The sequence below is a fragment of the Zobellia russellii genome, assembly GCF_044597075.1.
Classification (GTDB): Bacteria; Bacteroidota; Bacteroidia; order Flavobacteriales; family Flavobacteriaceae; genus Zobellia; species Zobellia russellii.
In genome coordinates this window covers 4371033-4397262 of sequence record NZ_CP139000.1, presented here as the reverse complement: position 1 = coordinate 4397262, position 26230 = coordinate 4371033, and the positions used below count along the sequence as shown (strand labels likewise).

The 26230-nt window shown below is 38.6% G+C and carries 29 protein-coding genes and 1 tRNA gene; 9 read left to right on the top strand and 21 right to left on the bottom strand.

Going from position 1 to position 26230, the window contains the following annotated elements; all coding sequences use genetic code 11:
* Window positions 1-225: 225 nt before the first annotated feature.
* Entirely contained in the window at window positions 226-1014 is a 789-nt protein-coding gene (locus SJY45_RS18070; protein ID WP_289041433.1) for an alpha/beta fold hydrolase, read from the bottom strand.
* 352 nt (window positions 1015-1366) lie between these two features.
* Between SJY45_RS18070 and SJY45_RS18065 the strand changes: the two genes are divergently transcribed.
* The gene (locus SJY45_RS18065) at window positions 1367-1597 is read left to right on the top strand and encodes a hypothetical protein (RefSeq protein WP_289041435.1); all 231 of its coding nucleotides are present in this window, start codon (window positions 1367-1369) and stop codon (window positions 1595-1597) included.
* Window positions 1598-1609: 12 nt separating this feature from the next.
* Here SJY45_RS18065 and pyrF read toward each other — a convergent pair whose 3' ends face one another.
* The 7 genes from pyrF to SJY45_RS18030 form a co-directional block, all read right to left on the bottom strand.
* Window positions 1610-2419: an orotidine-5'-phosphate decarboxylase gene (gene pyrF, locus SJY45_RS18060; protein WP_400072535.1), complete on the bottom strand. Its 810-nt coding sequence runs from the start codon at window positions 2417-2419 to the stop codon at window positions 1610-1612.
* Between the two features lie 45 nt (window positions 2420-2464).
* Entirely contained in the window at window positions 2465-3541 is a 1077-nt protein-coding gene (prfA, locus tag SJY45_RS18055) for a peptide chain release factor 1 (protein ID WP_400072533.1), read from the bottom strand.
* Window positions 3542-3685: 144 nt separating this feature from the next.
* Window positions 3686-4642 (bottom strand): FAD:protein FMN transferase, encoded by a 957-nt coding sequence (locus SJY45_RS18050; protein WP_289041439.1) that lies wholly within the window; start codon window positions 4640-4642, stop codon window positions 3686-3688.
* A gap of 35 nt (window positions 4643-4677) precedes the next feature.
* On the bottom strand, window positions 4678-5112 hold the full coding sequence (locus tag SJY45_RS18045) for a thioredoxin family protein (RefSeq protein ID WP_215912612.1): 435 nt from the start codon (window positions 5110-5112) through the stop codon (window positions 4678-4680).
* Window positions 5113-5140: 28 nt separating this feature from the next.
* Window positions 5141-5593 (bottom strand): ubiquinol-cytochrome c reductase iron-sulfur subunit, encoded by a 453-nt coding sequence (locus SJY45_RS18040; RefSeq protein WP_400072530.1) that lies wholly within the window; start codon window positions 5591-5593, stop codon window positions 5141-5143.
* Between the two features lie 50 nt (window positions 5594-5643).
* The gene (locus SJY45_RS18035) at window positions 5644-6825 is read right to left on the bottom strand and encodes an AIR synthase related protein (protein WP_400072529.1); all 1182 of its coding nucleotides are present in this window, start codon (window positions 6823-6825) and stop codon (window positions 5644-5646) included.
* Window positions 6826-6942: 117 nt separating this feature from the next.
* A complete protein-coding gene (locus tag SJY45_RS18030; protein WP_215441396.1) occupies window positions 6943-9129 on the bottom strand; it encodes a glutamine synthetase III in 2187 nt (728 codons plus the stop codon).
* A gap of 211 nt (window positions 9130-9340) precedes the next feature.
* Here SJY45_RS18030 and SJY45_RS18025 point away from each other — a divergent pair, with 211 nt between their 5' ends.
* Window positions 9341-10357, top strand: coding sequence for a glutamine synthetase beta-grasp domain-containing protein (locus tag SJY45_RS18025; protein WP_215441395.1), 1017 nt, complete (start codon window positions 9341-9343; stop codon window positions 10355-10357).
* 95 nt (window positions 10358-10452) lie between these two features.
* Here the strand turns inward: SJY45_RS18025 and SJY45_RS18020 are convergent, their stop codons facing one another.
* Both SJY45_RS18020 and SJY45_RS18015 read right to left on the bottom strand, forming a co-directional pair.
* Window positions 10453-11607 (bottom strand): glycerophosphodiester phosphodiesterase, encoded by a 1155-nt coding sequence (locus SJY45_RS18020; RefSeq protein WP_400072526.1) that lies wholly within the window; start codon window positions 11605-11607, stop codon window positions 10453-10455.
* A 127-nt stretch (window positions 11608-11734) separates the two neighbouring features.
* Window positions 11735-12673 carry a calcium/sodium antiporter gene (locus SJY45_RS18015; protein ID WP_400072524.1) on the bottom strand — a complete coding sequence of 313 codons (939 nt, stop codon included), beginning with the start codon at window positions 12671-12673 and terminating at the stop codon, window positions 11735-11737.
* A gap of 571 nt (window positions 12674-13244) precedes the next feature.
* Here SJY45_RS18015 and SJY45_RS18010 point away from each other — a divergent pair.
* On the top strand, window positions 13245-13397 hold the full coding sequence (locus tag SJY45_RS18010) for an SsrA-binding protein (RefSeq protein ID WP_289041451.1): 153 nt from the start codon (window positions 13245-13247) through the stop codon (window positions 13395-13397).
* Here the strand turns inward: SJY45_RS18010 and SJY45_RS18005 are convergent.
* Complete coding sequence (locus SJY45_RS18005) at window positions 13394-13906, bottom strand: adenine phosphoribosyltransferase (protein ID WP_289041452.1); 513 nt, start codon at window positions 13904-13906, stop codon at window positions 13394-13396. The genes SJY45_RS18010 and SJY45_RS18005 overlap by 4 nt on opposite strands.
* A gap of 130 nt (window positions 13907-14036) precedes the next feature.
* Here SJY45_RS18005 and SJY45_RS18000 point away from each other — a divergent pair.
* The 3 genes from SJY45_RS18000 to SJY45_RS17990 all read left to right on the top strand — a co-directional run bounded on the left by SJY45_RS18000 (window position 14037) and on the right by SJY45_RS17990 (window position 15232).
* Window positions 14037-14110, top strand: a tRNA-Arg gene (locus SJY45_RS18000).
* 147 nt (window positions 14111-14257) lie between these two features.
* Window positions 14258-14815 (top strand): YeeE/YedE family protein, encoded by a 558-nt coding sequence (locus SJY45_RS17995; protein WP_303407604.1) that lies wholly within the window; start codon window positions 14258-14260, stop codon window positions 14813-14815.
* Window positions 14816-14818: 3 nt separating this feature from the next.
* Window positions 14819-15232 carry a DUF6691 family protein gene (locus SJY45_RS17990; protein WP_289041457.1) on the top strand — a complete coding sequence of 138 codons (414 nt, stop codon included), beginning with the start codon at window positions 14819-14821 and terminating at the stop codon, window positions 15230-15232.
* 14 nt (window positions 15233-15246) lie between these two features.
* On the opposite strand, the gene SJY45_RS17985 is transcribed toward SJY45_RS17990, so the two are convergent.
* From SJY45_RS17985 to SJY45_RS17965, 5 genes are all read right to left on the bottom strand, one after another.
* Window positions 15247-15522, bottom strand: a complete 276-nt coding sequence (locus SJY45_RS17985; protein ID WP_215441384.1) for an ATP-dependent Clp protease adaptor ClpS — start codon at window positions 15520-15522, stop codon at window positions 15247-15249.
* Window positions 15523-15549: 27 nt separating this feature from the next.
* Window positions 15550-16386, bottom strand: a complete 837-nt coding sequence (prmA, locus tag SJY45_RS17980; RefSeq protein ID WP_215441383.1) for a 50S ribosomal protein L11 methyltransferase — start codon at window positions 16384-16386, stop codon at window positions 15550-15552.
* Between the two features lie 157 nt (window positions 16387-16543).
* A complete protein-coding gene (tpiA, locus tag SJY45_RS17975; RefSeq protein WP_215441382.1) occupies window positions 16544-17293 on the bottom strand; it encodes a triose-phosphate isomerase in 750 nt (249 codons plus the stop codon).
* Between the two features lie 57 nt (window positions 17294-17350).
* Window positions 17351-18448 (bottom strand): BT_3928 family protein, encoded by a 1098-nt coding sequence (locus tag SJY45_RS17970; protein WP_400072520.1) that lies wholly within the window; start codon window positions 18446-18448, stop codon window positions 17351-17353.
* 1 nt (window position 18449) lies between these two features.
* Window positions 18450-18998 (bottom strand): DUF1599 domain-containing protein, encoded by a 549-nt coding sequence (locus SJY45_RS17965; RefSeq protein WP_400072518.1) that lies wholly within the window; start codon window positions 18996-18998, stop codon window positions 18450-18452.
* A 107-nt stretch (window positions 18999-19105) separates the two neighbouring features.
* Between SJY45_RS17965 and folP the strand changes: the two genes are divergently transcribed.
* Both folP and SJY45_RS17955 read left to right on the top strand, forming a co-directional pair.
* Complete coding sequence (gene folP, locus SJY45_RS17960; RefSeq protein ID WP_400072516.1) at window positions 19106-19933, top strand: dihydropteroate synthase; 828 nt, start codon at window positions 19106-19108, stop codon at window positions 19931-19933.
* A 41-nt stretch (window positions 19934-19974) separates the two neighbouring features.
* Complete coding sequence (locus tag SJY45_RS17955; RefSeq protein ID WP_400072514.1) at window positions 19975-20763, top strand: diadenylate cyclase; 789 nt, start codon at window positions 19975-19977, stop codon at window positions 20761-20763.
* On the opposite strand, the gene SJY45_RS17950 is transcribed toward SJY45_RS17955, so the two are convergent.
* Window positions 20760-22526, bottom strand: coding sequence for an ABC transporter ATP-binding protein (locus SJY45_RS17950; protein WP_215441377.1), 1767 nt, complete (start codon window positions 22524-22526; stop codon window positions 20760-20762). The genes SJY45_RS17955 and SJY45_RS17950 overlap by 4 nt on opposite strands.
* Window positions 22519-23271 (bottom strand): tRNA pseudouridine(38-40) synthase TruA, encoded by a 753-nt coding sequence (gene truA / locus SJY45_RS17945; protein ID WP_400072511.1) that lies wholly within the window; start codon window positions 23269-23271, stop codon window positions 22519-22521. The genes SJY45_RS17950 and truA overlap by 8 nt, the downstream gene beginning before the upstream one ends.
* A gap of 112 nt (window positions 23272-23383) precedes the next feature.
* Between truA and SJY45_RS17940 the strand changes: the two genes are divergently transcribed.
* The gene (locus tag SJY45_RS17940) at window positions 23384-23878 is read left to right on the top strand and encodes a metallophosphoesterase (RefSeq protein WP_215441374.1); all 495 of its coding nucleotides are present in this window, start codon (window positions 23384-23386) and stop codon (window positions 23876-23878) included.
* 47 nt (window positions 23879-23925) lie between these two features.
* Here SJY45_RS17940 and SJY45_RS17935 read toward each other — a convergent pair whose 3' ends face one another.
* From SJY45_RS17935 to SJY45_RS17925, 3 genes are all read right to left on the bottom strand, one after another.
* Entirely contained in the window at window positions 23926-24786 is an 861-nt protein-coding gene (locus SJY45_RS17935; RefSeq protein WP_215912594.1) for a hypothetical protein, read from the bottom strand.
* Window positions 24787-24912: 126 nt separating this feature from the next.
* The gene (locus tag SJY45_RS17930) at window positions 24913-25410 is read right to left on the bottom strand and encodes a hypothetical protein (protein WP_400072509.1); all 498 of its coding nucleotides are present in this window, start codon (window positions 25408-25410) and stop codon (window positions 24913-24915) included.
* A 269-nt stretch (window positions 25411-25679) separates the two neighbouring features.
* Window positions 25680-26090 (bottom strand): DUF4293 domain-containing protein, encoded by a 411-nt coding sequence (locus SJY45_RS17925; protein WP_215441371.1) that lies wholly within the window; start codon window positions 26088-26090, stop codon window positions 25680-25682.
* Window positions 26091-26230 lie beyond the last annotated feature (140 nt).

Genomic DNA, 26230 nt, shown 5'->3' with positions numbered 1-26230 from the left:
ATTAACCCGTTAAATTCATAAGTAGTCTTTACAGATTACAACTTTACCAACCTTGTTGATTGTAAAAATTATATATTAAAATACTGAATTTTTTGAGTTAGTAATTTTTGAGTTAGTTAGTTTAAAACCGGTGGGAGCACCGGTTTTTTTTTATTCTATTAATCAAAATACTATCAGCAAATTCTTATAGTTCCTAATAACAGTATTGAACTACAATTTGCTAAACTAACCTCTATTTACGTCTGCAACAAAGTCTATTACAAAACGATTGAAAAGTTGTGGCTGCTCCACGTTTACCACATGACCACAGTGCTCAATAGTCAACAAACTGGATTGAGATTGTTTTTGAACCATTTTCTTAACGGAAGGAAGAAAAAGGTAATCTTCACCTCCCATAACATATAATGTTGGGATATTGATATCACCAGCTCTAAAAAAACGTAAGAGTCTATTGATTTGCGAGCCCATTTTGTACCATCTTACAAATTCCTTTTGGTACATTCGTTTGGCCTCCCTTACAAAAAGCAATCTAGACTCTTTATGATTGCCATCTGGCATAATCGCAAAAGTAAAAAGCTTGTACAACCATATATAAGGTACCAGTGATTTAAACAAGCCTCCAAAGCCCATTAGTAGCCTAAAGCGCATATCTAACCGAATAATTGCCCCGCCCAACACCATACTCTCTACACGTCCCGGATATTTTTCGGCCAAATTCCTTATTAGTACCGTACCTAATGAAATACCAATGAAATGCGATTTTTGGATTTTAAGAAAATCAAGCACCTCCAATATATCTTCCGTAATGTAATCAAAAGTATACTTATCGTTAAAGGCATCCTTAAGACCAGGTTGGGAATCACCATGCCCCCTAAGGTCCAAAAGCAATACATTAAAGTGCTTTTTAAACTCCCTTAGCTGTTTGTACCAAATAGAAGAACTGCCCCCAGCTCCGTGTACAAAGGTTACCCAAGAATCCGATTCTTGGTTTAGATATGTTACATAATTCAACAAAGTGTTCTCTCGTTTTCTCCCATTAGGGAATCTTGCAATGTATTAAATCTTTTGATCCATTTTAGAATTGAGCGAAAAATATAATTCACAAAGACATGAAAAAACGAAAAATTCAAGAAAAACGTAAAAAACTTAAGAATCTGGTTTACAAGCTCCTGCAAACCCTAATGCTCATTGTTAATATCTTATCGTTTTAACGAAAAAATAAGTAACACATCCGCAAGGAAAAATGAGTTATTAACAAGACTTAAAACAGATTCGCAACCATTGTATTTGGTAACTGTTAATAAATCATCAATTCAACTTAATTTTTGCTATCTACAGCGATTATCGAGATCCAAAGATGATTTACGTGCGTATATTTGTAATAAAGGAATTTAAGACTATGGAAAATCAATATTGCAAAGTAGGAACAGTTACTCCAATCGCTTCAAACAGAAACGCGATTTCACTTTTAGAGTACCAGTATCAGACCTTTTTGAACAAGGCTAGCGACATGAAGTATACCGATGCCAAATTGGTAGAATTTTTTGAGCAAAAAGCTGAAAAAATCCAAAGGGTTCTAGAAAATATGATGAAGTAATTTCTTCGTAAATTATAAAAGTTCGGCCATTTGGCGTTGTAGCTCCAAAGCTTTGTGCCTTGCTGCGTCTGCAAAATCTGAACCTGTTGAGGCATATATTATACCTCTTGAAGAATTTATTAGAAGACCTACATTTTCACTCATTCCATTTTCACAGACCTCCTTTAGATTGCCCCCTTGTGCGCCAACACCTGGCACCAACAAAAAGCTTTCAGGAATAATTTTTCGGATATCTTTCAAGTATTCGGCTTTGGTAGCCCCTACTACGTACATCAAATTTTCAGCATTGCTGTACGTTTTTGAGGTTTCAAGTACGGTTTTATACAATTCCTTACCCTCTACCAGCTTCGTTTGAAAATCAAAAGCACCCACATTAGAGGTCAACGCCAATAGTATGGTATGCTTATCCTTAAAAGCCAAAAATGGCTCAACGGAATCCTTTCCCATATACGGAGCTATAGTAACCGAATCAAACTCCAAGTCCTCAAAAAATGCCTTGGCATAACGTGTTGATGTGTTTCCTATATCCCCTCTTTTAGCATCTGCTATAGTAAATATTTCCGGATAATTGGTATTGATATAAGTTATTGTTTTCTCTAACGCCTGCCACCCCTTTATACCATAGGCTTCATAAAAAGCAATGTTAGGTTTATAGGAGACACAAATATCATGCGTGGCATCTATAATCGCCTTGTTAAAAGCAAATATCGGGTCTTCTTCTTCAAGTAAATGAGGCGGAATTTTCTCTAGATCGGTATCAAGACCAATACATAAAAACGACTTTTTTTTTCTAATCTGGGCAACAAGTTGTTCTGTAGTCATAGAAACGCTACGCTATTATATTAGAGTTTTCAAGAATAAAGAGGCTTAAAAAATTTCGGAAGCTTCTTTAAGTTTTTCGGTATTTTCAACAAAACTAAGTTCATCAATGATTTTCTGGATATCACCATCAATTATATTTTGCAGATCATAAAGGGTTAAACCAATACGGTGATCAGTAACCCGTCCTTGCGGATAGTTATACGTTCTAATCTTTGCTGAACGGTCTCCACTACTTACCTGGGAATTACGTTTTGCCGCATCTTCCTCTTGCTTTTTGGCCAATTCAAGGTCATAAAGACGTGAACGTAGTACCCTAAAAGCTTTATCCTTGTTTTTATGCTGCGATTTCTGATCTTGACATTGCGCCACCAATCCGGTAGGAATGTGTGTTAAACGCACCGCAGAATATGTGGTGTTTACAGACTGCCCACCAGGCCCTGAAGAACAGAAAAAATCTATCCGTACATCCTTAGGATCTATTTGTACATCAAAATCTTCCGCTTCTGGCAAAACCATTACCGTTGCGGCACTGGTATGCACCCTACCCTGGGTCTCGGTCTGGGGTACACGCTGTACACGGTGAACGCCCGCCTCAAACTTAAGTGTCCCGTAAACATCTTTCCCGGTTACCTCAAACTGAATTTCCTTATAACCGCCGCTTGTACCTTCACTTAAATCAATAACATTGGTCTTCCAACCCCTGTTCTCACAATATTTGGTGTACATACGGAACAAATCTCCAGCAAAGATACTGGCTTCATCGCCACCGGTTCCAGCCCTTATCTCCACTACCACATCTTTGGCGTCCTCCGGATCCTTAGGTATAAGCATCAATTTTATTTCCTCCTCTAGCTGGGGCAGGTTTCCCTTTGCTTCTTCTAGCTGCATTTTGGCCATTTCCACCATTTCCTCATCACTACCGTCCGCTATTATTTCCTCAGCCTCCTGAATATTGTCCATAAGCTCTACGTACTGCTCCCGCTTACCGACCAGTTCCTTCAGGTCTGAATATTCTTTAGTTAATTCTACATAGCGCTTCTGATCGGAAATAATATCCGGTTGAATAATTAGGTCAGAAACCTCATCAAAACGCTGTTTAACAATATTGAGTTTATCTATCATTATCTTACATCACTTGTGCTGCGAATTTACGACAAATTTGTACATTTATTGATATCCCTTTATTTTGATGAAAAGCAATAGTTAGAAGCCCCAAATCATAAGAGGTTTGTTTACTTTTTATTTAACGGAAGATTTAGTAGTTCGCTAAGGCTTGTCATTCAACAAAATACCACTGCTATTATATCTCTCATTATTGGCATCTACCAGAATAACCTCGGTACCGCCCAATTGATTTATTAGCGCAAGACCATCTTCTTTACCCATAATATACACAGCGGTTGCCAGTGCATCACATAATTCTGCGCTTTTGGCGAAAATGGAAACACTATTGACCCCTGTTGTAGGATAACCGGTTCTAGGGTCTATAATATGTGAGTATTTAACCTCATCAAAAAGAACATATTTTTCAGAATTCCCCGATGTGGCTACAGAGGACTCAACAATGGGCAGCCAAGAAAATATTTTTTCATCACTTAATGGGTTGGCTATACCTATTAGCCATTTTTCTCCAGTTGCTTTTGTACCCCACGTAGTAAGGTCTCCAGCGGCATTGATGATACCTCCCAACACTTGTTTGGACACCAAAAGCTCCTTGGCCTTATCCGCCGCATACCCTTTACCAATAGCCCCAAAAGATATTTTCATACCTTTTTGACTTAGATATACGGTATGATCTACAGGATTCAATATTATTTTTTCATAGCCTACATTCTTCACGGAAGCGCTAACTTCTTCCGGAGTAGGAATTTTTGCCATTGACCCATCAAACTTCCAAACGACATCCATAGAAGCGAAAGAAATATCAAAAGCACCATCCGTTATTTCAGAAATCTGTTTGGCCCGCTCTATCAACATAAATAATTCCAGACTTACTTTTACCGGTTTTATTCCAGCATTTGAATTGATCAATGAAGTTTCTGATTCCGGGTTCCATGCAGAGATCATATTCTCAATACGCTTAATTTCTGCAGTAGCCTCTTCTATATTTATATAACCTAAATCCTCATTGGTGGAAACAACGGTTATATCAAACCGGGTACCCATAAGCTCCATGGCCTTATGTACGGTAACCAGTTTTTTCTCCTGAGCAAAATTGCTCAAAAGACAAAAAAAAGATATTATGCATAGTAGTTTCCTCACTTTAAAAAAGTCTTTAAGTGATTTACATACGCTTCCGGAGTAAGTTTAAGATACCCTGTATTACCTAAAACCTTACCTTCTTCATTTAAAAGAACAACCAAAGGAAAGTGCCCTTGTGGGTTATATTGTTCTGCTAAATCTGCATTTTGAATAACTAAATCCTTACTAAGCTTATTGGCTTTCTTTCTCGGAAAATCCGCCTTATAGAGCACCAAATCCGTCTTTGCAAACTGTTTAAAATTTGCAGATTCCCAAATAGTCTTTTCCAGTTTTATGCAAGGCGCACACCAATCTGACCCAGCAAAAACCAATAATAGGTTTTTGTTGGTTTCTTTTGCCAGAGCTTGGGCTTCTGTATAGTTCTCCTGCCAATTTTGAGCAAAAAGAGAACTAACAAAACTCATGCATAGTAAGAATACGACCTTTTTCATATCTGGGTTAAAACAAATTCAATGCCATTTATTCAAATACGCGTAGCATATTATCCGTTAATTCGGTTTTAAAAATTTTCAATGCCTTGGGTGTAGCACTGTCTACTTTGTTCTTTGGAGCACCATCTTGCTCAAATTGCGAACCATGCACATCACAATAAAAAATACCTCCATGCAAATTGGCAAAACGCACTTCTTCATATCCCTGATGACTACAAACTTGACTAGCAGCAACAAATTCTCCTTCCAAATTTTTAGCCACCACCACTAAATTTTTCAAAACAAAACCGCCATTACTGGCTAGTTTCGCATTTTCCGGAGCTTCTAAATCAAGAGTAAAATCTATTCCAGTAGGTATTGGGGTGTTTCCTTCCGCTTCTCCATCATCGCCACTGTCACTAGAGCAGCCGTGTAAACATGGAAAAGCCAAGGCAAAGGCTGCACTGGCCCCTAGGGTTTTTAAGAACTGTTTTCTCTCCATAGTACTACTGTTTACTATAGAAAACGAAGTATTGAAACGATTCGTATGCTTTAATAGACAAACTTGCCATAAGTACTCTCTATGGTCAGTTTTTTAGAAGGACTTGCCTCTACCCTACCTACAATTTGAGCATCTACACCAAAGCTTTCGGAAATTGCAATAAGATCTTTGGCTACGGCTTCACTGGTATAAATCTCAAGACGATGACCACAGTTGAACACCTGGTACATTTCTTTCCAGTCCGTACCGGATTGTTCTTGAATTAATTTAAATAGAGGTGGCACAGGAAAAAGATTGTCCTTTATAATATGAAGCTCATCTACAAAGTGTAGAATTTTAGTTTGCGCACCACCACTACAGTGTACCATACCATGAATATCCTGGGAAGAATATTTGCTTAAAATTTTCTTTACGATAGGTGCATACGTTCGGGTAGGTGACAATACTAATTTACCCGCATCCAATGGTAAATTTTCATCAACTTTATCCGTTAATTTTGTGCTCCCTGAATACACCAAATCATCTGGTACGGAAGCATCAAAACTCTCCGGATATTTCTCAGCAAGATATTTAGAGAAAACATCGTGCCTAGCAGAAGTCAACCCGTTACTGCCCATACCCCCGTTGTACTCCTTTTCATAGGTTGCTTGACCAAAGGAGGCCAAACCAACAATAACATCTCCTGCCTTTATATTGGCATTATCTATAACATCTGTTTTCTTTAGACGCGCCGTAACCGTAGAATCTACAATAATAGTCCGAACCAAATCACCCACATCTGCAGTTTCCCCACCGGTAGAACGAATGGTCAACCCATGGGATGCCAAATCTTTTATAAGTTCTTCGGTGCCGTTTATGATTTCGGATATAACTTCTCCCGGAATCAAGTTTTTATTACGCCCAATAGTAGAGGAAAGCATAATATTATCAGTAGCTCCCACACAGATAAGATCATCTATGTTCATGATAAGGGCATCTTGTGCTATACCTTTCCAAACGGATAAGTCTCCGGTCTCTTTCCAGTACATATAGGCCAACGAAGATTTTGTTCCTGCCCCATCTGCGTGCATTACCAAACAATAGTCTTCATCATTGGTTAAATAATCCGGAACAATTTTACAGAACGCCTTTGGAAAGAGTCCCTTATCAATGTTTTTTATGGCATTGTGCACATCTTCTTTTGAGGCCGAAACCCCTCTTTGGCTATATCTTTCACTAGTAGACGAACTCATTATTACAGCTTTTTGGCAAAAATAAGGTATTCACCGAATAATCCTTGCTTGACAAAAAAAACTTTCCAAAAGTTCTTAAATACAGAAGAATTTTCACTGAATACCTATACCATGCCTTTATTTAATAGACAATAACTCCCTGTACTTGGTTAATGGCCAAAAGCGATTATCTACCAACCTTTCCAGCTTATCACAGTGCATCCTTATCTCATCAAAATAAGGTTTTACATTATCACTGTATGCAAAAGCTTTTTTATGGGTGTCCGTATATTTATTGGCTTTTCTTCGAGCATCGGTCATAGCATCTGTTTGTTTTTTTAGCTCGGCAATATGTTCCGCTATTTGCTCAATAATTCCAGACTGTCCGTCTGTTAACTTACGGTGTGCCGCACCATAGATTTCCTTTAGGCCCAAAACATTTTTAATCAACATATTCTGATACTCAACAACCGATGGAATTATATGATTGTACACCAATTCATTAAAAACCCTACCTTCTATCTGAATATGTAATATATAGGCCTCTAGCTCTACTTCCTGTCTGGCAGCAACCTCTTTTTCACTCATAACGCCCATAGACTCAAAAAGGTCCAAACTTTCCTTTGAGGTAAGAACCTGTAAGGCTTGCGGCGTATTTTTATTGTTACTTAATTTTCTTCTTTTTGCTTCCTTTTCCCACTCATCGCTATAGCCATCGCCATCAAAACGAATGCGCTTAGAGGTTTTAATATACTCACGCAGCACATTAAAAACAGCCTCATCTTTCTTCAGGCTCTTTTTGTCTACCAATGCATCTACCTCCTTTTTAAAGTCCTGTAGTTGCTTAGCGACTATGGTGTTCAGAATAGTCATAGGCTTGGCGCAATTGGTCTTTGAACCAACGCCTCGCATTTCAAATTTATTTCCGGTGAACGCAAAGGGCGATGTACGGTTACGATCCGTATTATCCAGTAATATTTCCGGTATTTTCCCAACAACATTAAGTTTAAGTTCTGTTTTTTCCTCCGGTGACAATTTACCTTTGGAGACTCCCTCCAACTCATCTAGAACACTACCTAACTGCTTACCTACGAATATGGATAGAATTGCCGGTGGTGCTTCATTTGCCCCCAACCTATGATCGTTACTAGCCGATGCAATGGAAGACCTCAACAACTCCTCATACGTATCAACCGCCTTTATCGTGTTTATAAAAAAGGTCAAAAATTGAAGGTTTTTCATGGGCGTAGAACCCGGACTTAAAAGGTTTACTCCCGTATCTGTGGCCAATGACCAATTATTATGTTTACCGGATCCATTAATCTCGGCAAACGGCTTTTCGTGAAAAAGTACCTTTAGATGATGTTTATCGGCTATACGATCCATCACATCCATTAAAAGAAGGTTGTGATCCACCGCTAAATTGGCTTCCTCAAAAACCGGGGCCAACTCAAACTGATTGGGAGCCACCTCGTTATGTCTTGTTTTAACCGGAATACCAAGGCGCATACACTCCACCTCTAATTCTTTCATAAAATTAATGGCCCGTAGCGGTATTACACCAAAATAATGATCATCTAACTGCTGACCTTTAGCCGCAGAATGCCCTACCAAAGTGCGACCCGTTAAGTTTATATCTACGCGAGAAAAAGCAAGTTCTTTGTCTATTAGGAAATATTCCTGTTCCCATCCCAATGTTGCATTTACCTTAACCACGGTTTTATCAAAGTATCGGGCAACTGCAGTTGCCGCTTCATCAACCGCACTTAATGCACGTAACAAAGGCGCCTTATTATCTAAAGCCTCTCCCGTATAGGAAACGAAAATTGTAGGTATACATAGGGTAGTATCATACACAAACGCGGGACTAGTTGGATCCCATGCCGTATACCCCCTTGCCTCAAAAGTATTTCTTATTCCTCCACTGGGAAAACTGGAAGCATCTGGTTCTTGCTGCACCAATTGTCCGCCGCCAAATTTTTCCAAAGCCCTGCCATCGGGCATCAAATCAAAAAAAGCATCATGCTTCTCCGCTGTAGCTCCGGTAAGCGGTTGAAACCAATGTGTATAATGGGTTGCCCCCATTTCAATAGCCCAACATTTCATAGCCTCGGCTACTTGGTCCGCTATTTTTCTATCAATTTTTGAACCTGAAAAAATAGCACCCTGCACACTTGCCAATGCATCTTTGGTAAGATATTGCAACATTCGTTCACTATTGAAGACGTTGCTGGCAAAAAGCTCCGATCTACGGCCCTTTTCATCAACATTTATACGCTCTCTCTTTCTGCTCTCGGCAATAGCATCAAATCGCTGTCTAGACATACTTTTACAAAATTTTGAACGGCTAAAATAAGGATTAACGATTTAATAATAAAAACTTAAAATAATCAACTTACCACAAAATACCCTGTCAAAAATAGGGCTATCCTAAATTATACTCAATTTTTTGACATTTACCCCCCTAAAAATTAGTATAATTCAACAAAAAACATATTTTTGTTTGTCTTTAAATTTAAAATTAATTACCGTAATTATGAGCAAAACTAAATTAGAGTACATCTGGTTGGATGGATATTTCCCTACACAGAACATGCGTAGCAAGACCAAAGTCGTAAACGATTTTGGAGGAAAATTGGAAGATTGTGAAATGTGGTCTTTTGATGGAAGTTCAACAAGACAAGCAGAAGGTGGATCTTCAGATTGTTTATTAAAGCCAGTTGCCATTTACCCAGATCCTGCACGTAGAGATGCATACTTGGTAATGACCGAGGTTTTAAATGCCGATGGAACACCACATGTATCTAACGGTAGAGCAACTATTGATGATGATGATAACGATTTCTGGTTCGGGTTTGAGCAAGAATACTTTATTATGGATACGGCCACTCAACTTCCTTTAGGTTTCCCTATTGGTGGTTACCCTGCTCCACAGGGAATGTACTACTGTTCCGTAGGTGGTAAAAACACTCACGGTAGAGATATCGTAGAAGAGCACGCTGACCTTTGTATTGATGCAGGATTGAACTTTGAAGGAATTAACCAAGAGGTTGCTTCTGGACAATGGGAATTTCAATTATTTGCTAAAGGCGCTAAGAAAGCTGGAGATGAAATCTGGGTTGCTAGATACCTTTTAGATAGATTAACAGAACAACATGGTTACTATATTGAGTACCACCCAAAACCATTAGGAAAAGACATGGATTGGAACGGTTCCGGTATGCACGCCAACTTCTCTAACACTACATTAAGAACTTGTGGCGATAAAGAAACTTACGAGAAAATTTGTGAGGCTTTCCGTCCAGTAGTAAAAGAGCACATTGCCGTTTACGGTGAATTTAACGACCAACGTTTGACCGGTCTTCACGAAACTGCTTCTATTACCGACTTTAGTTATGGTATTTCAGATAGAGGTGCCTCTATACGTATTCCAATCATTACAGTTGAACAAGGCTGGAAAGGTTGGTTAGAAGATCGTAGACCAGCTTCTAACGGTGATCCATACAAAATTGCAGGTAGAATCATCAAGACAGTTAAGTCTGCAGATGTATAATTGCATATAATTTTTTTGTTGTTGACATAATGTAAAACGTCCGAACCCATGGGTTCGGACGTTTTTTTTACATCTAGTTATTTTAATAGGAGAATTTAATCCTCCTTAAGTCTTTCCCAAGTACGCACTGCATTTACGGCCTCATCCGTATAATCCGTAAAAACACCATCTACACCGGCATCAAAGAACAAGTGATATTCAGCTTGGGCATTACCGTTGCTCCACTTCTCATCTTCGTTTCTAAAGGTATAAGGGTGTACATCTAAATCATACTTATGGGCCAAATCAATAAAATCGGTTTTTGGCAGAACAGTAATCGCCCCACTCTCATCCCTCGAAAAGGAAATTACAAAAGGTTTCCATGGTCCTATACCATCTGCATATTCAGAAGCAAAGCGCATACCTTCTTCCGTAGAGAAATACTCATAAGTTCTAGCATCACCATTGGCATAAAAATCAAAAGGAGCGGCATACGAAATAAAATCGCCCTCAGGAACATTAAAATCTAACGTACCATCTGCATTTACATTATAGGTTGATATAAGTTGAACCAACTTTACATCTGATTTTGAGTTGATGTACTGCAAAGGAGCCACCTCAAAACACTGTACAAATACAGGCGAATGGTAAGAATTTAATTTTGCTTCGGACAATTTCTCTAACAAAGCATCTTCAATAGCAAGCCCCAATTGATTGTGAAAGTACGGATGCTTCATTTCTGGATATATCCCTACTTTTTCTCCTTTTGTAGTTTTTCTTGATTTTGCCAAGGAGATGATTTCGTCCAAAGTTGGAATCTGGAACATACCATCAAAACTATTAGAACGGTCGGAACGTGCCTGCTTGGCCTTTAATTTTTTGATTTGCTCCAAAGTAAAATCGGACACAAACCAATCCGTTATTTCCTTTCCATCTAGGTTTTTGGTAGTTTTTAAATCAGCAAACTCCGGTAAATCTGCAACATTGGTGGTACCCGAGATAAAAGGTTCGTGTCTTGCAATTAAAACGCTATCCTTGGTCATAACCAAGTCTGGCTCTATATAGTCCGCCCCCATTTCAATAGCTTTTGCGTAAGCCTTTAAGGTATGTTCAGGGTAAATAGACTGTGCGCCCCTGTGCGCTATTACCAATGGCTCTTTACGCTCCTTGTCCTGAGCTCCTCCTCCGACAAAATCATCTAACTTATCGCAAGAAGTAAATAGGGATAAAAAGCATAATCCGGCCATTGACAACAATTTCATTTTTTTCATTTTAGTGGTTTTTAAGTTGACACTAAAACAACAAAACACATATTAGCCAAGGGTTAATTTAGGTTACCATATCTATACGATTAGCTATAGAAATCTTTAGGAAATTGTAAATAAGCAGAAAAGAGACTTATGAAACCGTAATACAAACAAAGGTGATATAGCAAGCTAACAAAACCAACCCGTCTCGCCATCCCAAACGCAAACCTCTAGGAATGAACACCAAAGGAAGGATAAGAAAAGAAATACCCAGCATCCAAAAAATATCATTACTCAACAACCCTTCATCTACCACTTTAATAGGGGTGATTATAGAAGTGATTCCCAATACCGCTAGAAGATTAAAAATATTGGACCCAAGAAGGTTACCTAAGGAGATTGCTTTTTCTTTTTTAATAACTGCGATTACAGATGCGGCCAATTCCGGTATACTTGTACCAACAGAAACAACCGTTACTGCAATTACACGCTCACTAACACCGTATAGTGTAGCCAAACCTACAGCCCCGCTAATAAGCAGTTCTGAGCCGCCCCAAAGCGCTGTACCTCCAAGTCCTAAAAACAGTACCAATTTATATAAAGGCAAAGGTTCATCATCTTCGGGCGCTTCATCCTCAACGGCCTGCTTTTGAAAACGGAGCAAATACACCAAGAACAGAAATAAACCTAAAACCATAATTATTCCCTCATACTGCTGTAATTCTCCATCAAAAAATATAAACCCGAAAAAAAGCAATGACGCAACCATCATAACAGGCCAATCTGTTGTGTAAAATGTCTTACGCACATCTATACTTCCCATAAGTACGGTTACCGCCAATACCAGTCCTAAGTTGGCTATATTGGACCCTACTACATTGCCTAATGCCAAATCCGGGAAACCATCAAGAGCAGCTTTAATACTAACAATAAGCTCAGGAGCGGAGGTAGCAAAGGACACCACCGTCATACCTATAACAATTTTTGGAATATTCAATCGTAATGAAAGTGCCACAGCCGATTTTAAAAGCCAGTTACCTCCGGAAATTAAAAGTGCTAGGCCTAGAAAAATAAAAAGAAGATTTTGCATGTACTGGTTTCAGGGTATTATGTAACAAAGATATATGAACATTTTAACTTATTGATAGCTTTCTTTCCGGGCCAGCCAAGCATCATTTACTGTAAAACAACTTACTGCCCAAAAATGGTTTTACCCAAAAAACATCAATTCTTAACCAAAACTATGCTTAAAAAATAAAACAGCTCTAAAAATACCCCTTCACACATTACACTTTAGAACATTTTAAGCTCATTTAAATTTCAATTTACAACATTACCGAAGAATAAATTTTCAAATTATAAACTTAATTCATTTATACGCTTATAAAACCGCATTCAAATTGAATAATTCGTATCAATTCATTAGGAAATGCGCATTTCTTTTAATTATCTTGATTGGATAATCGATTATTACCAGCTATCTATTAACCCTAAAAACCCCTAATTATGATTACACTTGCTAAACTTCTATTATTAATTCTAGTATCGCTGATCACGATAGTAGCGTAAGTTAAATCATATAGGCCTATATAATAAAAGACCGCCATATGGCGGTCTTTTACTTTATTTTCAATAAGTTAGTAGATGAGATAAACTAACAGATGAAAAAAGCGTTTTTTAAATTTCTTGCCAAAGCAAACCAAGTACTACTCCCCTCTTTTACCAAAAGAAGACTGGACCTTTCAAAGGCTTCAAAATTGCAGATGGCTTTAATTGGTTGGCGTTATTTTGTTACAACCCGGGCATTGGACTAGTAATGCAAAAGTGCCTGAGCAGGAATATCACCTAGCTTTTGTCTTCCACTTAAAAAATCCAGTTCAATTAAAAAATTACATTGGACTATTTCACCGCCCAAACGCTCAATTAAATTACAGGTGGCTTTTGCCGTCCCGCCAGTGGCCAATACATCATCATGTACCAATATTTTTTCTCCAGGTAGAATTGCATCACTGTGAATCTCCAGTGTATCAGTACCATACTCTAAATCGTAGGTCTGACTGGTTTTTGCAGCTGGAAGTTTGTTAGGCTTTCGCACAGGAACAAACCCGGCATTAAGCTTTTGAGCCAATAGCGGTGCAAAGAAAAAACCACGACTTTCCATTCCTACCACTTTATCTATAGCAACATCACCTACTAACTCTAAGAGTTTATCCAATGTATATTGCATGGCCCGGGCATTTGCCAGCAAGGGAGTTATGTCTTTAAAGACAACTCCTTCTTGCGGAAAGTTGTCAATATCCCTAATAAAGGTTTTTAAATTCATTTAATAAGTAACTTATATTTTGCCGTAAATGTAAAAAGAAATATATTTGCACCCCGTTAGGTAAAAAGCTGGCAATATTCAGTTTCTTTTTTCTTCTACTAAGAGGAAACCTAATCAAAGTTATTTTATTGGTCCTGTGGCGCAACTGGATAGCGCATCTGACTACGAATCAGAAGGTTACAAGTTCGAATCTTGTCAGGATCACTTCGAAACCCCTAGAAACACCCGTTTCTAGGGGTTTTATTTTTGCAACAAACTATAATAAATTCAAGATCTCTGCAAATCTGCATAATGTAACATCTATTACATTGCCCTAAACACTTTAGCTTTACATTTGTACAAATTTTTAATATGGATAGCATACTTCAACCCTGGCCATGGTACGTTTCGGGCCCGTTAATCACCTTAGTAATGGTTTTCCTTATCTATTTTGGAAAGACTTTTGGCATGTCTTCCAACCTAAGAACCTTTTGTAGTATTGGTGGTGCCGGCAAATATTCCGACTTCTTTAAGTTTGATTGGAAGGCCCAAAAGTGGAATCTTACCGTAGTTCTTGGTGCTATTATAGGTGGTTTTATTGCCGTTAACTTTCTATCGGATGGTTCTGCTATAGAACTTAACCCACAAACCGTATTGGACCTAAAAGAACTGGGTTTTGAAAATGCCGGCACTTCCTTGCTACCGGCCGAAATCTATGATTGGAACCACGTATTGACTTTAAAAGGCCTGGCTGTTTTAATAGTAGGTGGCTTTCTAGTTGGTTTTGGGACCCGTTATGCCGGTGGCTGTACTTCTGGGCACGCCATTACCGGCTTAAGCAACCTTCAACTACCTTCTTTAATTGCCGTTATCGGCTTTTTTGCAGGAGGACTTATTATGACACACTTTCTATTACCCCTAATTTTTTAAGGCATGAAGTTTCTAAAATTCTTACTTGTTGGTATATTTTTTGGCATTGTATTGGTTAAATCAGAAGCTGTTTCTTGGTACCGAATATTTGAAATGTTCAAGTTTCAATCATTTCATATGTATGGAATCATCGGCTCGGCCGTGGTACTAGGAGCTATTTCCGTGTGGGCAATTAAAAAATTCCGTGTAAAAAGTATAGAGGGGAAAGAAATAAATCTTCCCCCTAAAGATAAAAGTTTTACCCGTTATATATTGGGCGGTACCATATTTGGATTAGGATGGGCGCTAGCGGGTGCATGCCCGGGCCCTATGTATATACTCTTAGGAGCTGGGTTCTTTAGTATGCTCATTGTTATAGCGGCCGCCACGCTTGGCACATTTGCCTATGGCGTGCTTAGAAACAAACTTCCACACTAAAACCTATAGAAATCCTAGACGATTTCCGCACTTAGACCCGCCTGTAGCAATTTGCTACATCTAGGTTCTAAATCTTTGTACTCACCTGTCTTTACGGTACACTTACCATTGTAATGTACAATAAGGGAGCATTGCTCCGCTTGCACAGGTGTATGATCACATACATCAACCAAAGTTTCTATAACATGGTCAAAAGTATTTACATCATCATTAAAAACAACAATTTCATTTTGTTTTACTACTTCTTCCTCTAATAGTAGCTCTTCCGATACTTTTTCTTTGAAACTCATACAATCAATTTAAAATAGTATACCCTTCTAAAATACGTATTTTACTGCAACCCAATTATTTTTTTGCAGATTTTTTTCAAACTTTAACCCTGACTTCAGGCACTGTTCCGAAATTAAGGGAATATCTTCTTCATAGAAACCGCTTAAGAATAGGATTCCGTTTTCCCTTAAGTTTTCAGCGTACACCGGTATATCCGCCAGCAAAATATTTCTATTGATATTCGCTAGAATGATATCATATTTCTGTTTACCTAAAAGCGAAGAATCACCTTCAAAAACGGAAATATGTCCACAATTATTACGTTCTACGTTTTCCTTGGCGTTCAAATAGCACCAATTATCAATATCGATAGCATCTACATGACCGGCATTTTTCATTGCCGCCAGTATGGCCAAAACTCCGGTACCACTACCCATATCCAAAACGTCCTTTCCTTCAAAATCATTTTCCAAAATAAACTGAAGCATCATATGAGTGGTTTCATGATGTCCGGTACCAAAGCTCATTTTAGGTTCAATAACAATATCATACTGCACATTGGGCTTTTCATGAAACGGAGCACGAACAACACATTGGTCCGCTACTTGAATTGCCTCAAAATTCTCTTCCCAAGTGGCATTCCAGTTTTCCTGTTCAATCTCTTTTACAGCAAAGTTTACGGTAAACAGCTCATTATCCAGAATTTCAACCGTTTCAAGAATACTCTCGTTCCAGTCGTCTTTCTGAATATAGGCCAACACTCCATCTTCATTTTCCACAAAACTCTCAAAACCAACCTCGCCTAACTCGGCAATTAAAATATCCGAACCAGGCTGCATTGGGGTTACGGAGAAATTATACTCAATATATATAGTGTTGGACATCCTAGTACTTTTTGACCGATGTTTAGTCGGCTTTTCGTTCGTTAACTTACAAAACTCCCTTGGCTTTGCTATTTAGTATATGGTCATTTCTTTGTTAAATAAACAACCCTTTCCACACACTGGGAAAGGGCTATTAAAGTAACGTTCCGATCTAAATTTAGATTGCTTTTATAATGGCTACAAAATCATCTGCCACCAATGACGCACCACCAATAAGACCACCGTCTACATCTGGCTTGCCAAAAATCTCTTCTGCATTAGCTGGTTTTACACTACCTCCATAAAGGATAGAAACATTATTAGCTATAGAAGCATCATAAGCTTCCGTAATGGCCTTGCGGATAAAGGCATGCATTTCCTGTGCTTGTTCCGGTGAAGCCGTTTCACCTGTTCCAATAGCCCAAACCGGCTCATAGGCCAAAACTATTTTACTCCAATCCGATGCGTCCAAAGAGAAAAGTGCATTTTTCAACTGACTTTCAACAACTTTAAAGTGGTTATCGGATTTTCTATCTTCAAGCTCCTCTCCAAAACAGAACATAACACGAATGTTCTTAGCCAAGGCAGCCTTTACTTTTTTTGCCAATATTTCATCGGTCTCTCCAAAGTAAGCCCTTCTTTCCGAGTGTCCAATTATCGCGGTATCAATACCAATACTCAACAACATGTCTGCAGATATTTCTCCGGTATACGCACCACTTTCCGCAAAGTGCATATTCTGGGCAATAACCTCTATAGCCGAAGATTCTAAAGTTCTTACGGCAGATGCCAAGTTTACATAAGTTGGCGCAACCATAACCTCGGCCTGCGTATCCGGTAACTTAGCCCCTAATTCGGTCAACAATGCTTCAGTTTCAGCCAAGTTTTTATTCATTTTCCAGTTTCCTGCAACAATTTTGCTTCTCATTTTTTAAGTGTTTAGTGTTATTGTATGGGGTTGATTCATTTTCATCGACTTCTGAAATTATTCAAAAACCAACTCATCCAAATCGTTATAATGTACTTTTTGTTTGATCGTTCCTTTCTCCAAGACCAAAGCCCCTGGGTTGGAACGTACTATTGTTTTTAATGCGGTTTCATCCGTGAAATAGAATTCGAAATTCAATTTATATTCTTTTCTTAATGCGCCTGTCAACTCATTATTTGAGGCGGACATACCAATGACCTTATATCCTTTCTTTATAGCCTTGTTCGTAACTTTTTTCACCTCGGAATATACATCCTTATTGGTTTTTCTAAGGTCATAAGCTATAATCATGACCAACTTGGGTTCTTGCAGTAAGGTATCCGCAAGGTTCACACCTTCCTGCTCTATGGTAAAATCATGAATAGGAGGCTCGTATCCCTTTTGGACTTCTGTAGTTTCAACATCAATGAATTCTCCGTCTACCTGCGGATAATCTCCTTGGGTTACTATAATTTTATCCTCTCCATTCACCTTAAACCGCCAAGCATAATCATAAATAGGCTTTGGAGCATCATCCGGAACAATCATTCCTTCGTTAATATTCGCCCCAATCTTATAGGGTCTAAAGTCTATAACCGGTAGATGGTTTAACACATAGACACAATATCCAATACACAAAACCAAAGAGGCAAGCGTAGCAATTCTTTTAGCATTGGCACCAATTATTGGTGTTATATATTGCTTACCCTTAAAAAGGATTATGATGAACACAAGAAGAATAATGTCTTTCGTAAACGATTCCCAAGGCGTTAGTTTAATTGCATCTCCAAAACAACCGCAATCCGTAACCTTATTGAAATAAGCGGAGTAAAAGGTTAGAAATGTAAACCCTATAATCATGAGCAGCAGACTCCAAACGGTAAATTTTACCCTAAAACCCACTAAGAGCATCACACCCAAAAGCACTTCAAAAATCACGACAAAAATAGAAATGGCAAGTGCATGAGGTTCAAAAAATGCAAGGTCAAGAACTCCCGGACTAAAATATTCTTCTAGCTTGAACGAAAAACCAACCGGATCGTTCAATTTTATAAAACCACTGATAATAAAAAGTATACCTACGATTACTCGGCTAATGCCAACAAGATATTTCATATTATGATTTAGAGTTTACACCTAGATGAATCATTGCAAAAATTGCGTAGTTGACCATATCCTGATAATTGGCATCTATACCTTCGCTCACTAAGGTCTTACCCTTATTATCCTCAATCTGTTTTACACGTAAAAGTTTCTGTAAAATAAGATCTGTTAAAGAACTTACCCTCATGTCTCGCCATGCCTCTCCGTAGTCATGGTTCTTATTTTCCATTAGGGTTTTAGTAACCAAAGCATGCTTATCAAAAAGTGCCACCGCCTCTTCTGCGGATAGGTCTGGTTGATCGGCCACGCCTTTCTCCAACTGAACAAGCGCCATTATGGAATAGTTGATAATCCCAATAAATTCAGAACGTTCGCCCTCATCCACCTTATGAACTTCGTTTTCCTGAAGACCCCTAATGCGCTGGGCCTTAATAAAAATCTGGTCGGTTAACGAAGGAAGTCTTAGTATACGCCAAGCACTACCGTAATCCTTCATTTTCTTTTCAAAGAGGTCTCTACAGGTTTTGATCACCTCATCATATTGTTCGGAAGTCTTCTGCATGGCTATCCTTTCTAATTTGCGTAAATTTCACTCAAAATTTTGAATTTTTCAAAGTTCGTGTTTTAAACTTGGTTAATCAAGGGAATACCGCTTCAACTTTATCATATATGACACTAAATTGCAAAGGCCGCCTCATCCAATTATCCACCCCAAAAGTGATGGGCATATTAAACTGTACTCCAGACTCGTTTTACGATGGCGGAAAATACAGGAACAACGACTCCATTTTAAAGCAGACCGAGAAAATGCTGAATGATGGTGCCACCTTTATAGATGTGGGCGGTTACAGTTCCAGACCGGGTGCCGAACATGTTACGGAAGAAGAGGAAATAAAACGTATGCTTCCCCTAACAGAACTGTTACTGAAGCACTTCCCGGATATTATTCTGTCCATTGACACCTTTAGAAGTAAAGTGGCCGCTGCCTGCCTTGATGCCGGAGCTGCCATGATAAATGATATTTCCGCCGGAAAGCTAGACGACCAAATGCTCCCGACCGTAGCTAAACATCGTGTGCCCTACATAATAATGCACATGAAAGGCACACCCCAAACCATGCAACAGCAAACCACGTACAATGACCTTCTAGTTGATATAATTTCCTATTTCTCCGAACGAATCAATGCCGCTAAGGCCTTGGGAATTGTAGACATTGTTATAGACCCTGGGTTTGGGTTTGCAAAAACCTTGGAGCAGAATTATGAAGTTTTACAAAAACTTGGGCTTTTCAAAAATCTTGAGCATCCATTGCTTATAGGCCTAAGCCGAAAATCCATGATTTACAAAGTACTTAAAACCGATGCAAAAAATGCTTTAAACGGAACCACTGCCCTTAATATGGCCGCAATTATGAACGGCGCCAATATTTTAAGGGTTCATGACGTTAAAGAAGCGTATGAATGTGTTAAACTTGCAGAAGAATTAATGCCTTGTTAAAAGTGTATGGATTTCACTAATTTTACAAAAACACCTCCGGATTGGACTTTCTGAATTTTCTAGAATTTAAGATTACTGATATACTAGACATTATTCTAGTAGCCATACTCTTGTACTATGTTTACAAGTTGGTACGGGGTTCTGTTGCCATTAATATCTTTATTGGAATTGTAATTGTCTGGGGATTCTGGAAATTGACCGAACTCTTGGGCATGGAAATGATCAGCAGTCTGGTTGGTGCCTTTATGCAAGTGGGACTTATTGCCCTAATCATAGTTTTTCAGCAAGAGATAAGGAAGTTCCTATTAATGATCGGTTCTACCAATTTTGCCAATAAGCGAAACTTTATAAAGCATTTTAAATTTTTAAGGCAAGATGGCGTAACCGTGAGTATGGATGTAGACGCCATTGTTGCTGCCTGCAAAAAAATGAGCTCTACCAAAACCGGTGCTTTGATCGTACTGGAGCGAAACAACTCTTTGGATTTCATTAAATCCTCAGGCGATAAAATGTTCATTGAAGTGAACAAACCAATTCTTGAGAGTATCTTTTACAAGAACAGCACGCTACATGATGGCGCCGCAATAATAGAAAACAACCACATTGTAGCTACACGTGCAATTTTACCGGTTTCCAATGAACGTAATATTCCATTGCGCTACGGACTTAGACATAGGGCCGCCGTTGGGGTTACTGAAAAAACAAATGCCTTGGCACTTGTTGTAAGTGAAGAGACCGGAAATATATCTTATATAAAAAACGGAAGATTTGTTGATTTTGGCAGCATGGACGAGCTGACTGCAATAATAAAAGAAGACTTAATAGACTAAGCTACTTCTTCCGAAAGAAACTGTGCCTCGTAAAGGTTACTGTAATATCCTCCTTTTTTCAACAGCTGCTTGTGGGTTCCCGTTTCAACAATTTTACCGGCATCCATTACAATAATAGTATCGGCTTTTTTAATCGTAGCTAAACGATGTGCAATTATTATAGAGGTTCTGCCTTCGGTTATTTTCTCCGTAGCCCTCTGTATTAGTTGCTCAGAATAAGTGTCTACGGAAGACGTTGCCTCATCCAAAACCAAAATACTGGGGTTACTTACATAGGCCCGTAAAAATGCAATAAGTTGGCGTTGCCCACTGGAAAGCATTGTTCCCCTTTCCTTTACATTATACTTATAGCCATCCGGAAGACTGGTAATAAATTCATCTACCCCAATCTGTTTGGCAGCTTCTTCAATAAGCTCTAAAGTAACATTTGAGTCCTTTAAGGATATATTGTTCTCTATAGTATCCGCAAAAAGAAACACATCTTGAAGAACAACTGCTATTTGAGACCTAAGCGATGCCAAACTGAAATCTTTAATATCCACTCCATCAACTAAAATAGAGCCTGAATTAATCTCATAGAAGCGATTCAATAAATTAATTATTGTGGATTTTCCGGCACCTGTGGCTCCTACAATTGCTACCGTCTCCCCTGCTTTTACTTCAAATGAAATACCATGCAAGACTTCCTCATCTTCCAAATATCCAAAACGTACATTCTTAAAGGTTATATCTCCTTTTACATTCTCTTTGACCACAGTACCCACATCCTGTATATTACTTTGGGTATCTAAAATTTTAAAAACTCGGTTAGCCGCTACCATACCCATTTGCAACGTATTGAACTTATCCGCAATTTGGCGCAAGGGCCTAAAAAGCATATCGATTAACAGTATAAATGCAAATAACGTACCCAGCTCTTCCTTAGAAAGGTCGGATACATTTTGGAGTCCGCCGTACCAAACAATTAAACCCACAGCAATTGACGAAACGATTTCTGCAATCGGGAAAAAGATGGAGTTGTACCAAACCGTTTTTAACCAAGCGTTTTGGTGCTTCTCATTAATGACCCTGAATTTCTCGCTTTCAATTTTTTCTCGCGTAAACAACTGCACGATTTTCATGCCCGTTATTCGTTCCTGCACAAAAGAATTGAGATTGGACACTTGGGCCCTAACTTCCGCAAACGCCACTTTCATTGCCTTTTGAAACAAACGCGTTGCATAAAGAATTAACGGCAAAATGGCAAAAACAATAAGAGCCAGCCGCCAGTTCATTATAAGCATTACCACGGCAGCCACGAACATTTTCAACAAATCCGCAACAATAACAAAAAAGCCTTGGCTAAAAATTTCACCGATCCGCTGCATATCCGCAACGGCCCGTGTTACCAGCACGCCCAATGAGGAATTATCAAAATATTTCATTCTGAAACCCAGCATATGCTTAAATAGGTTGATACGGATATCCTTTATAACAGATTCCCCTAACCAGTTGGCGTAGTAATTAAACAAAAGCTGACAAATAACCTGCCCCAAAAGAACACCTGCCATAGCCATAGTAAGAAACAACAGCTTGTCTTCGTCTCCCAATTTAATGGCATCATCAATAATTCTCTGAACAATTATTGGGGTCATCACGGCAAATCCGGATAACAGAATAGCCGCAAGGGCTACCCCGTAAAAAGTAACTCGATACGGACGTGTATGCGCTAACAGCCGTTTGAACAGCCTCATGTCAAATGCTTTTCCCGAATCTTTATCCATGTTTTTCAGTAATCTTTTTGGGGTATAAAACAGAGGTCAAATATAGCCCTTTTGCCGGTACCGATGGGCCGGCATTGCCCCTGTTCTTGCTATTTATGATTGATTTAACATGGGCCGGTTTTATTTTTCCCGTGCCTACATCCAGTAACGTACCAACCACGGCACGTACCATATTTCTTAAAAAACGATCTGCAGTTATAGTAAACACCAATTTATCGTCTTTTATTTCCCAAACCGCCTTTTTAACATCGCACAAATAGGTCTTTACGTCTGTGTGTGTCTTGGAAAAACATTCAAAATCACTGAATTGTAAAAGGAATTGAGCAGCATCGTTCATAGCTCCTATATCCAAGGGGTGTTTTACGTAATGGGCAAAATCAATAAAAAACGGATTTTTATTTTGTAGCACCCAATATTCATAGGTACGCTCTTGGGCGTCAAAACGGGCATGGGCATCTTCATGAACGGCAAAAATATCATGAACGGCAATAGCTTCGGGCAAAAGCGAATTCAACCTATAAACCAATTGCTCCAAGTTTTTAATCTCGTCAACCTCAAAATGAGCGAACATTTGTTTGGCATGCACACCTGCATCTGTCCTTCCCGCACCGGTCAAGGCCAGAGGAGTCCGTAACAAAGTAGAAAATGCCTTTTCCAGAACTTCCTGTACAGAAATTGCGTTAGGTTGGTTTTGCCAACCATGGTAATCCTTGCCCAAGTATGAAAATTCAACGAAATATCTCAACCGAAACCTTTAATTTTGTGAGCAGCAAAGATACTTTTCTTTGAACAAACGAAACAAGGCACTATAAAATAGTAGCCGAGCCACAACCCATCATTTAATTTCAAATCCGTTTATGACCAAGATTCTATTGCTATCCGACACCCATTCGCATATGGATGATACTATTTTAAAATATGCCCGTCAAGCGGATGAAATATGGCATGCAGGTGATATAGGCACTTTAGAAGTAACCGATACCTTAAAAAAAATTAAACCCCTAAGAGCGGTTTACGGAAACATAGACGACCATGTTATTCAAAAAGAATTTCCATTAGATAGTCGTTTTTTCTGTGAAGGTGTAGAAGTTTATATGACCCACATTGGCGGATACCCACCCAAATACAATATTAGAACCCGCGATGTTATTAAAGCAAACCCACCTAAACTGTTCATTTGCGGACATTCACATATCCTAAAAGTAATGATGGACAAAAAATTGGGTGTGCTACATATGAATCCTGGTGCCTGCGGAAAGCACGGTTTTCACCAAATGAGAACGATGCTTCGTTTTGTAATTGATGGAAATGACATAAAGGATCTAGAAGTAATAGAAATTGGAAAAAGGTAAAAATATAGGGCACCAAAACCATTGGGCGCCCCAATTTTTTACCCTAGCTAATATTCCAAAGAAAGGCCCAATGAAAAAGTGCCCCCGTCATATATATTCTTTCGCTCTACCAAAAAACCGGAATAATCGGAATAGTTGGCTACCAAATTCAAATGGTTCGTTAACTTGTACATAGACGTTAAACCAAAATTGGTAAACGTAGTTCCTTCACCATATAGAAAAGAACCGCTTTGAACATTGTTCTCGGACGATAACCGTTCTTGAATTTTTAACTTCCCTATTAGATACAACTTATCAAAAAACAAGTGCCCTACTTCTGCTCCAACCTGAAGTTGATTGCTAAAAGACTCCGTTCTGAAATTGATGCTTGTAAAGGCGGAAGCATACGTTTTTCCATTAGCAAAACCATGAGATGCCGCTAAGGTGGTCCATACATTAAACTCCCCATCCGAAAGCGGAAGGTTAATTTCGTTAAACTGGCCAAAGTCATCCGCAGTGTTGGATCGCGCAAAATTCTCACCATCATTACTAGGTATATCCAACCCAACTTGGAGCGATAACGGAAAGCTCTTTAACAGTCTATATTTTATTGCCAATTGAATGTTACCTACCCCAGCAACGGTTTCGGTGGTACTAAAACTATTCAATCTTACCAATGGCACATCCAATATAGCGGTAAACCTATCGGAAATACCGTACTCACCGTAAATCAAAAGTCCGCCACTGTTGAACGTACTACCCTGATCGGCCAGTCTACCTTCTGTAGTATAGTAATCATTAGAGGAAAAATATGATGCAGTAGCCTGAACATAAAATCCCTTTGCTTCTCTTGTCCACCCACTCTGCGCCTGTACATAAGCTGCACAAAAGGAGAATACCAAGAGAACTATATATTTATTATTTTTCATAACTCCGTTTTATTTGTTTGGGCGAGCTAACCTATTTGTTCGCTTCACCCAAAAAAGAAAAAGCCTTTGGGAGACATAGAAAAACAGAATCATGTGTCTCTATTCCCAAAGGCCATAAAATTCTAATTACTGCAATTGTACATTTCCAAAAGGAATGTTTGCAGTAGCACACCATAAAATAATGTGAGTATATTTATCCTCAGGAGCTGCATCTAACTTAATGTACATTTCACCATTACCCTGTACGTTGCCGATCAACATTAAATCTGGGTTTCCATTGGCAGGATCAGCAGTAAAAGTTTCTGAAGTAGAGAAAAAGATACCTACTGTACCTGTTCCCAATTCTGTCATAAAGTCATCATCAAAATGCACAAAATTGGTGCTTTCCGTATCTGCTCCCAATTCTACAAGACCTTGGGTAGGCGTACCACTCTCTGCTGTTAAGTTTCCGCTTCTAGTTACTGTTAAATCACCAATTGGCATAGATGAATCTACTTCAACGGTTTCTGTTTCGGTAACCGTTTCTGTTACTGTTACTGTTTCTACATCGTCATCCGAACAACTAACTACAAAAGCTGTCATGGCAAAAGCTACTAGTGCTAAAGAAAATTTTCTGTTTTTCATAATCGTAAAATTTTTAAATTGTTTAATTGTTTTTTGAAACAGTTTCGTTACCGACTATCGATAGCTCCGTTGTTTCTTGGGACAAACATAGAAAGGTGGTATCACGAAGAATTCAAGAAAAGATGAAAAGTCTATCACATTAAATTCGCATTCTGCGATACTTTTGTGATACTTTACAAACCGGAACGGTTTTTCAACTAAATGGAAAGCATAAAAAAACCCGGTAACTACTCCGGGTTTTACGCACTAATACTACTAAGATGTAAGGTTTATCGCAAACGATCAACAGATTTTACAAGATCCTCATCCTTCTTAATGGCTCTATTGGCAAGAACCAAGAAAACGATAGAAATAATAGGAATGAGCATCCCAATACCCTTCTCCGAGACCGAAATCTCTCCGGATAAATTTAGCGACCTGTACACGAAAAATCCTAGTAAAAAAAGATTCAATATCATATTCAATCTGTTCATCACAAATTGATTTTTTCTATTTTTAAACAGCACAATGGCAATAAGCGCCAGCAAAGCGGAAACATAAAACGCTCCCGATATAAAAACGTCATTTTTTGCAAAAATTTCATTTCCCTCCGCATCTGACCACAAATTTACCCAGAACGGCAATACCCCTGCAACAAGAACTACTACTAATAAAAAAACCGTCTGTATTCTTTGAATCATTCTCTAAACGCAATTTTGCTCCACAAAAATACACGTCTTTTTGAAAAAAAACGGTGTCACAAGCAAAATAATTCGTAATATTGTGAGATTATTAGTTATTACACTTACCTATTGGGAAATCTTTCCCTCGTAATACTCGG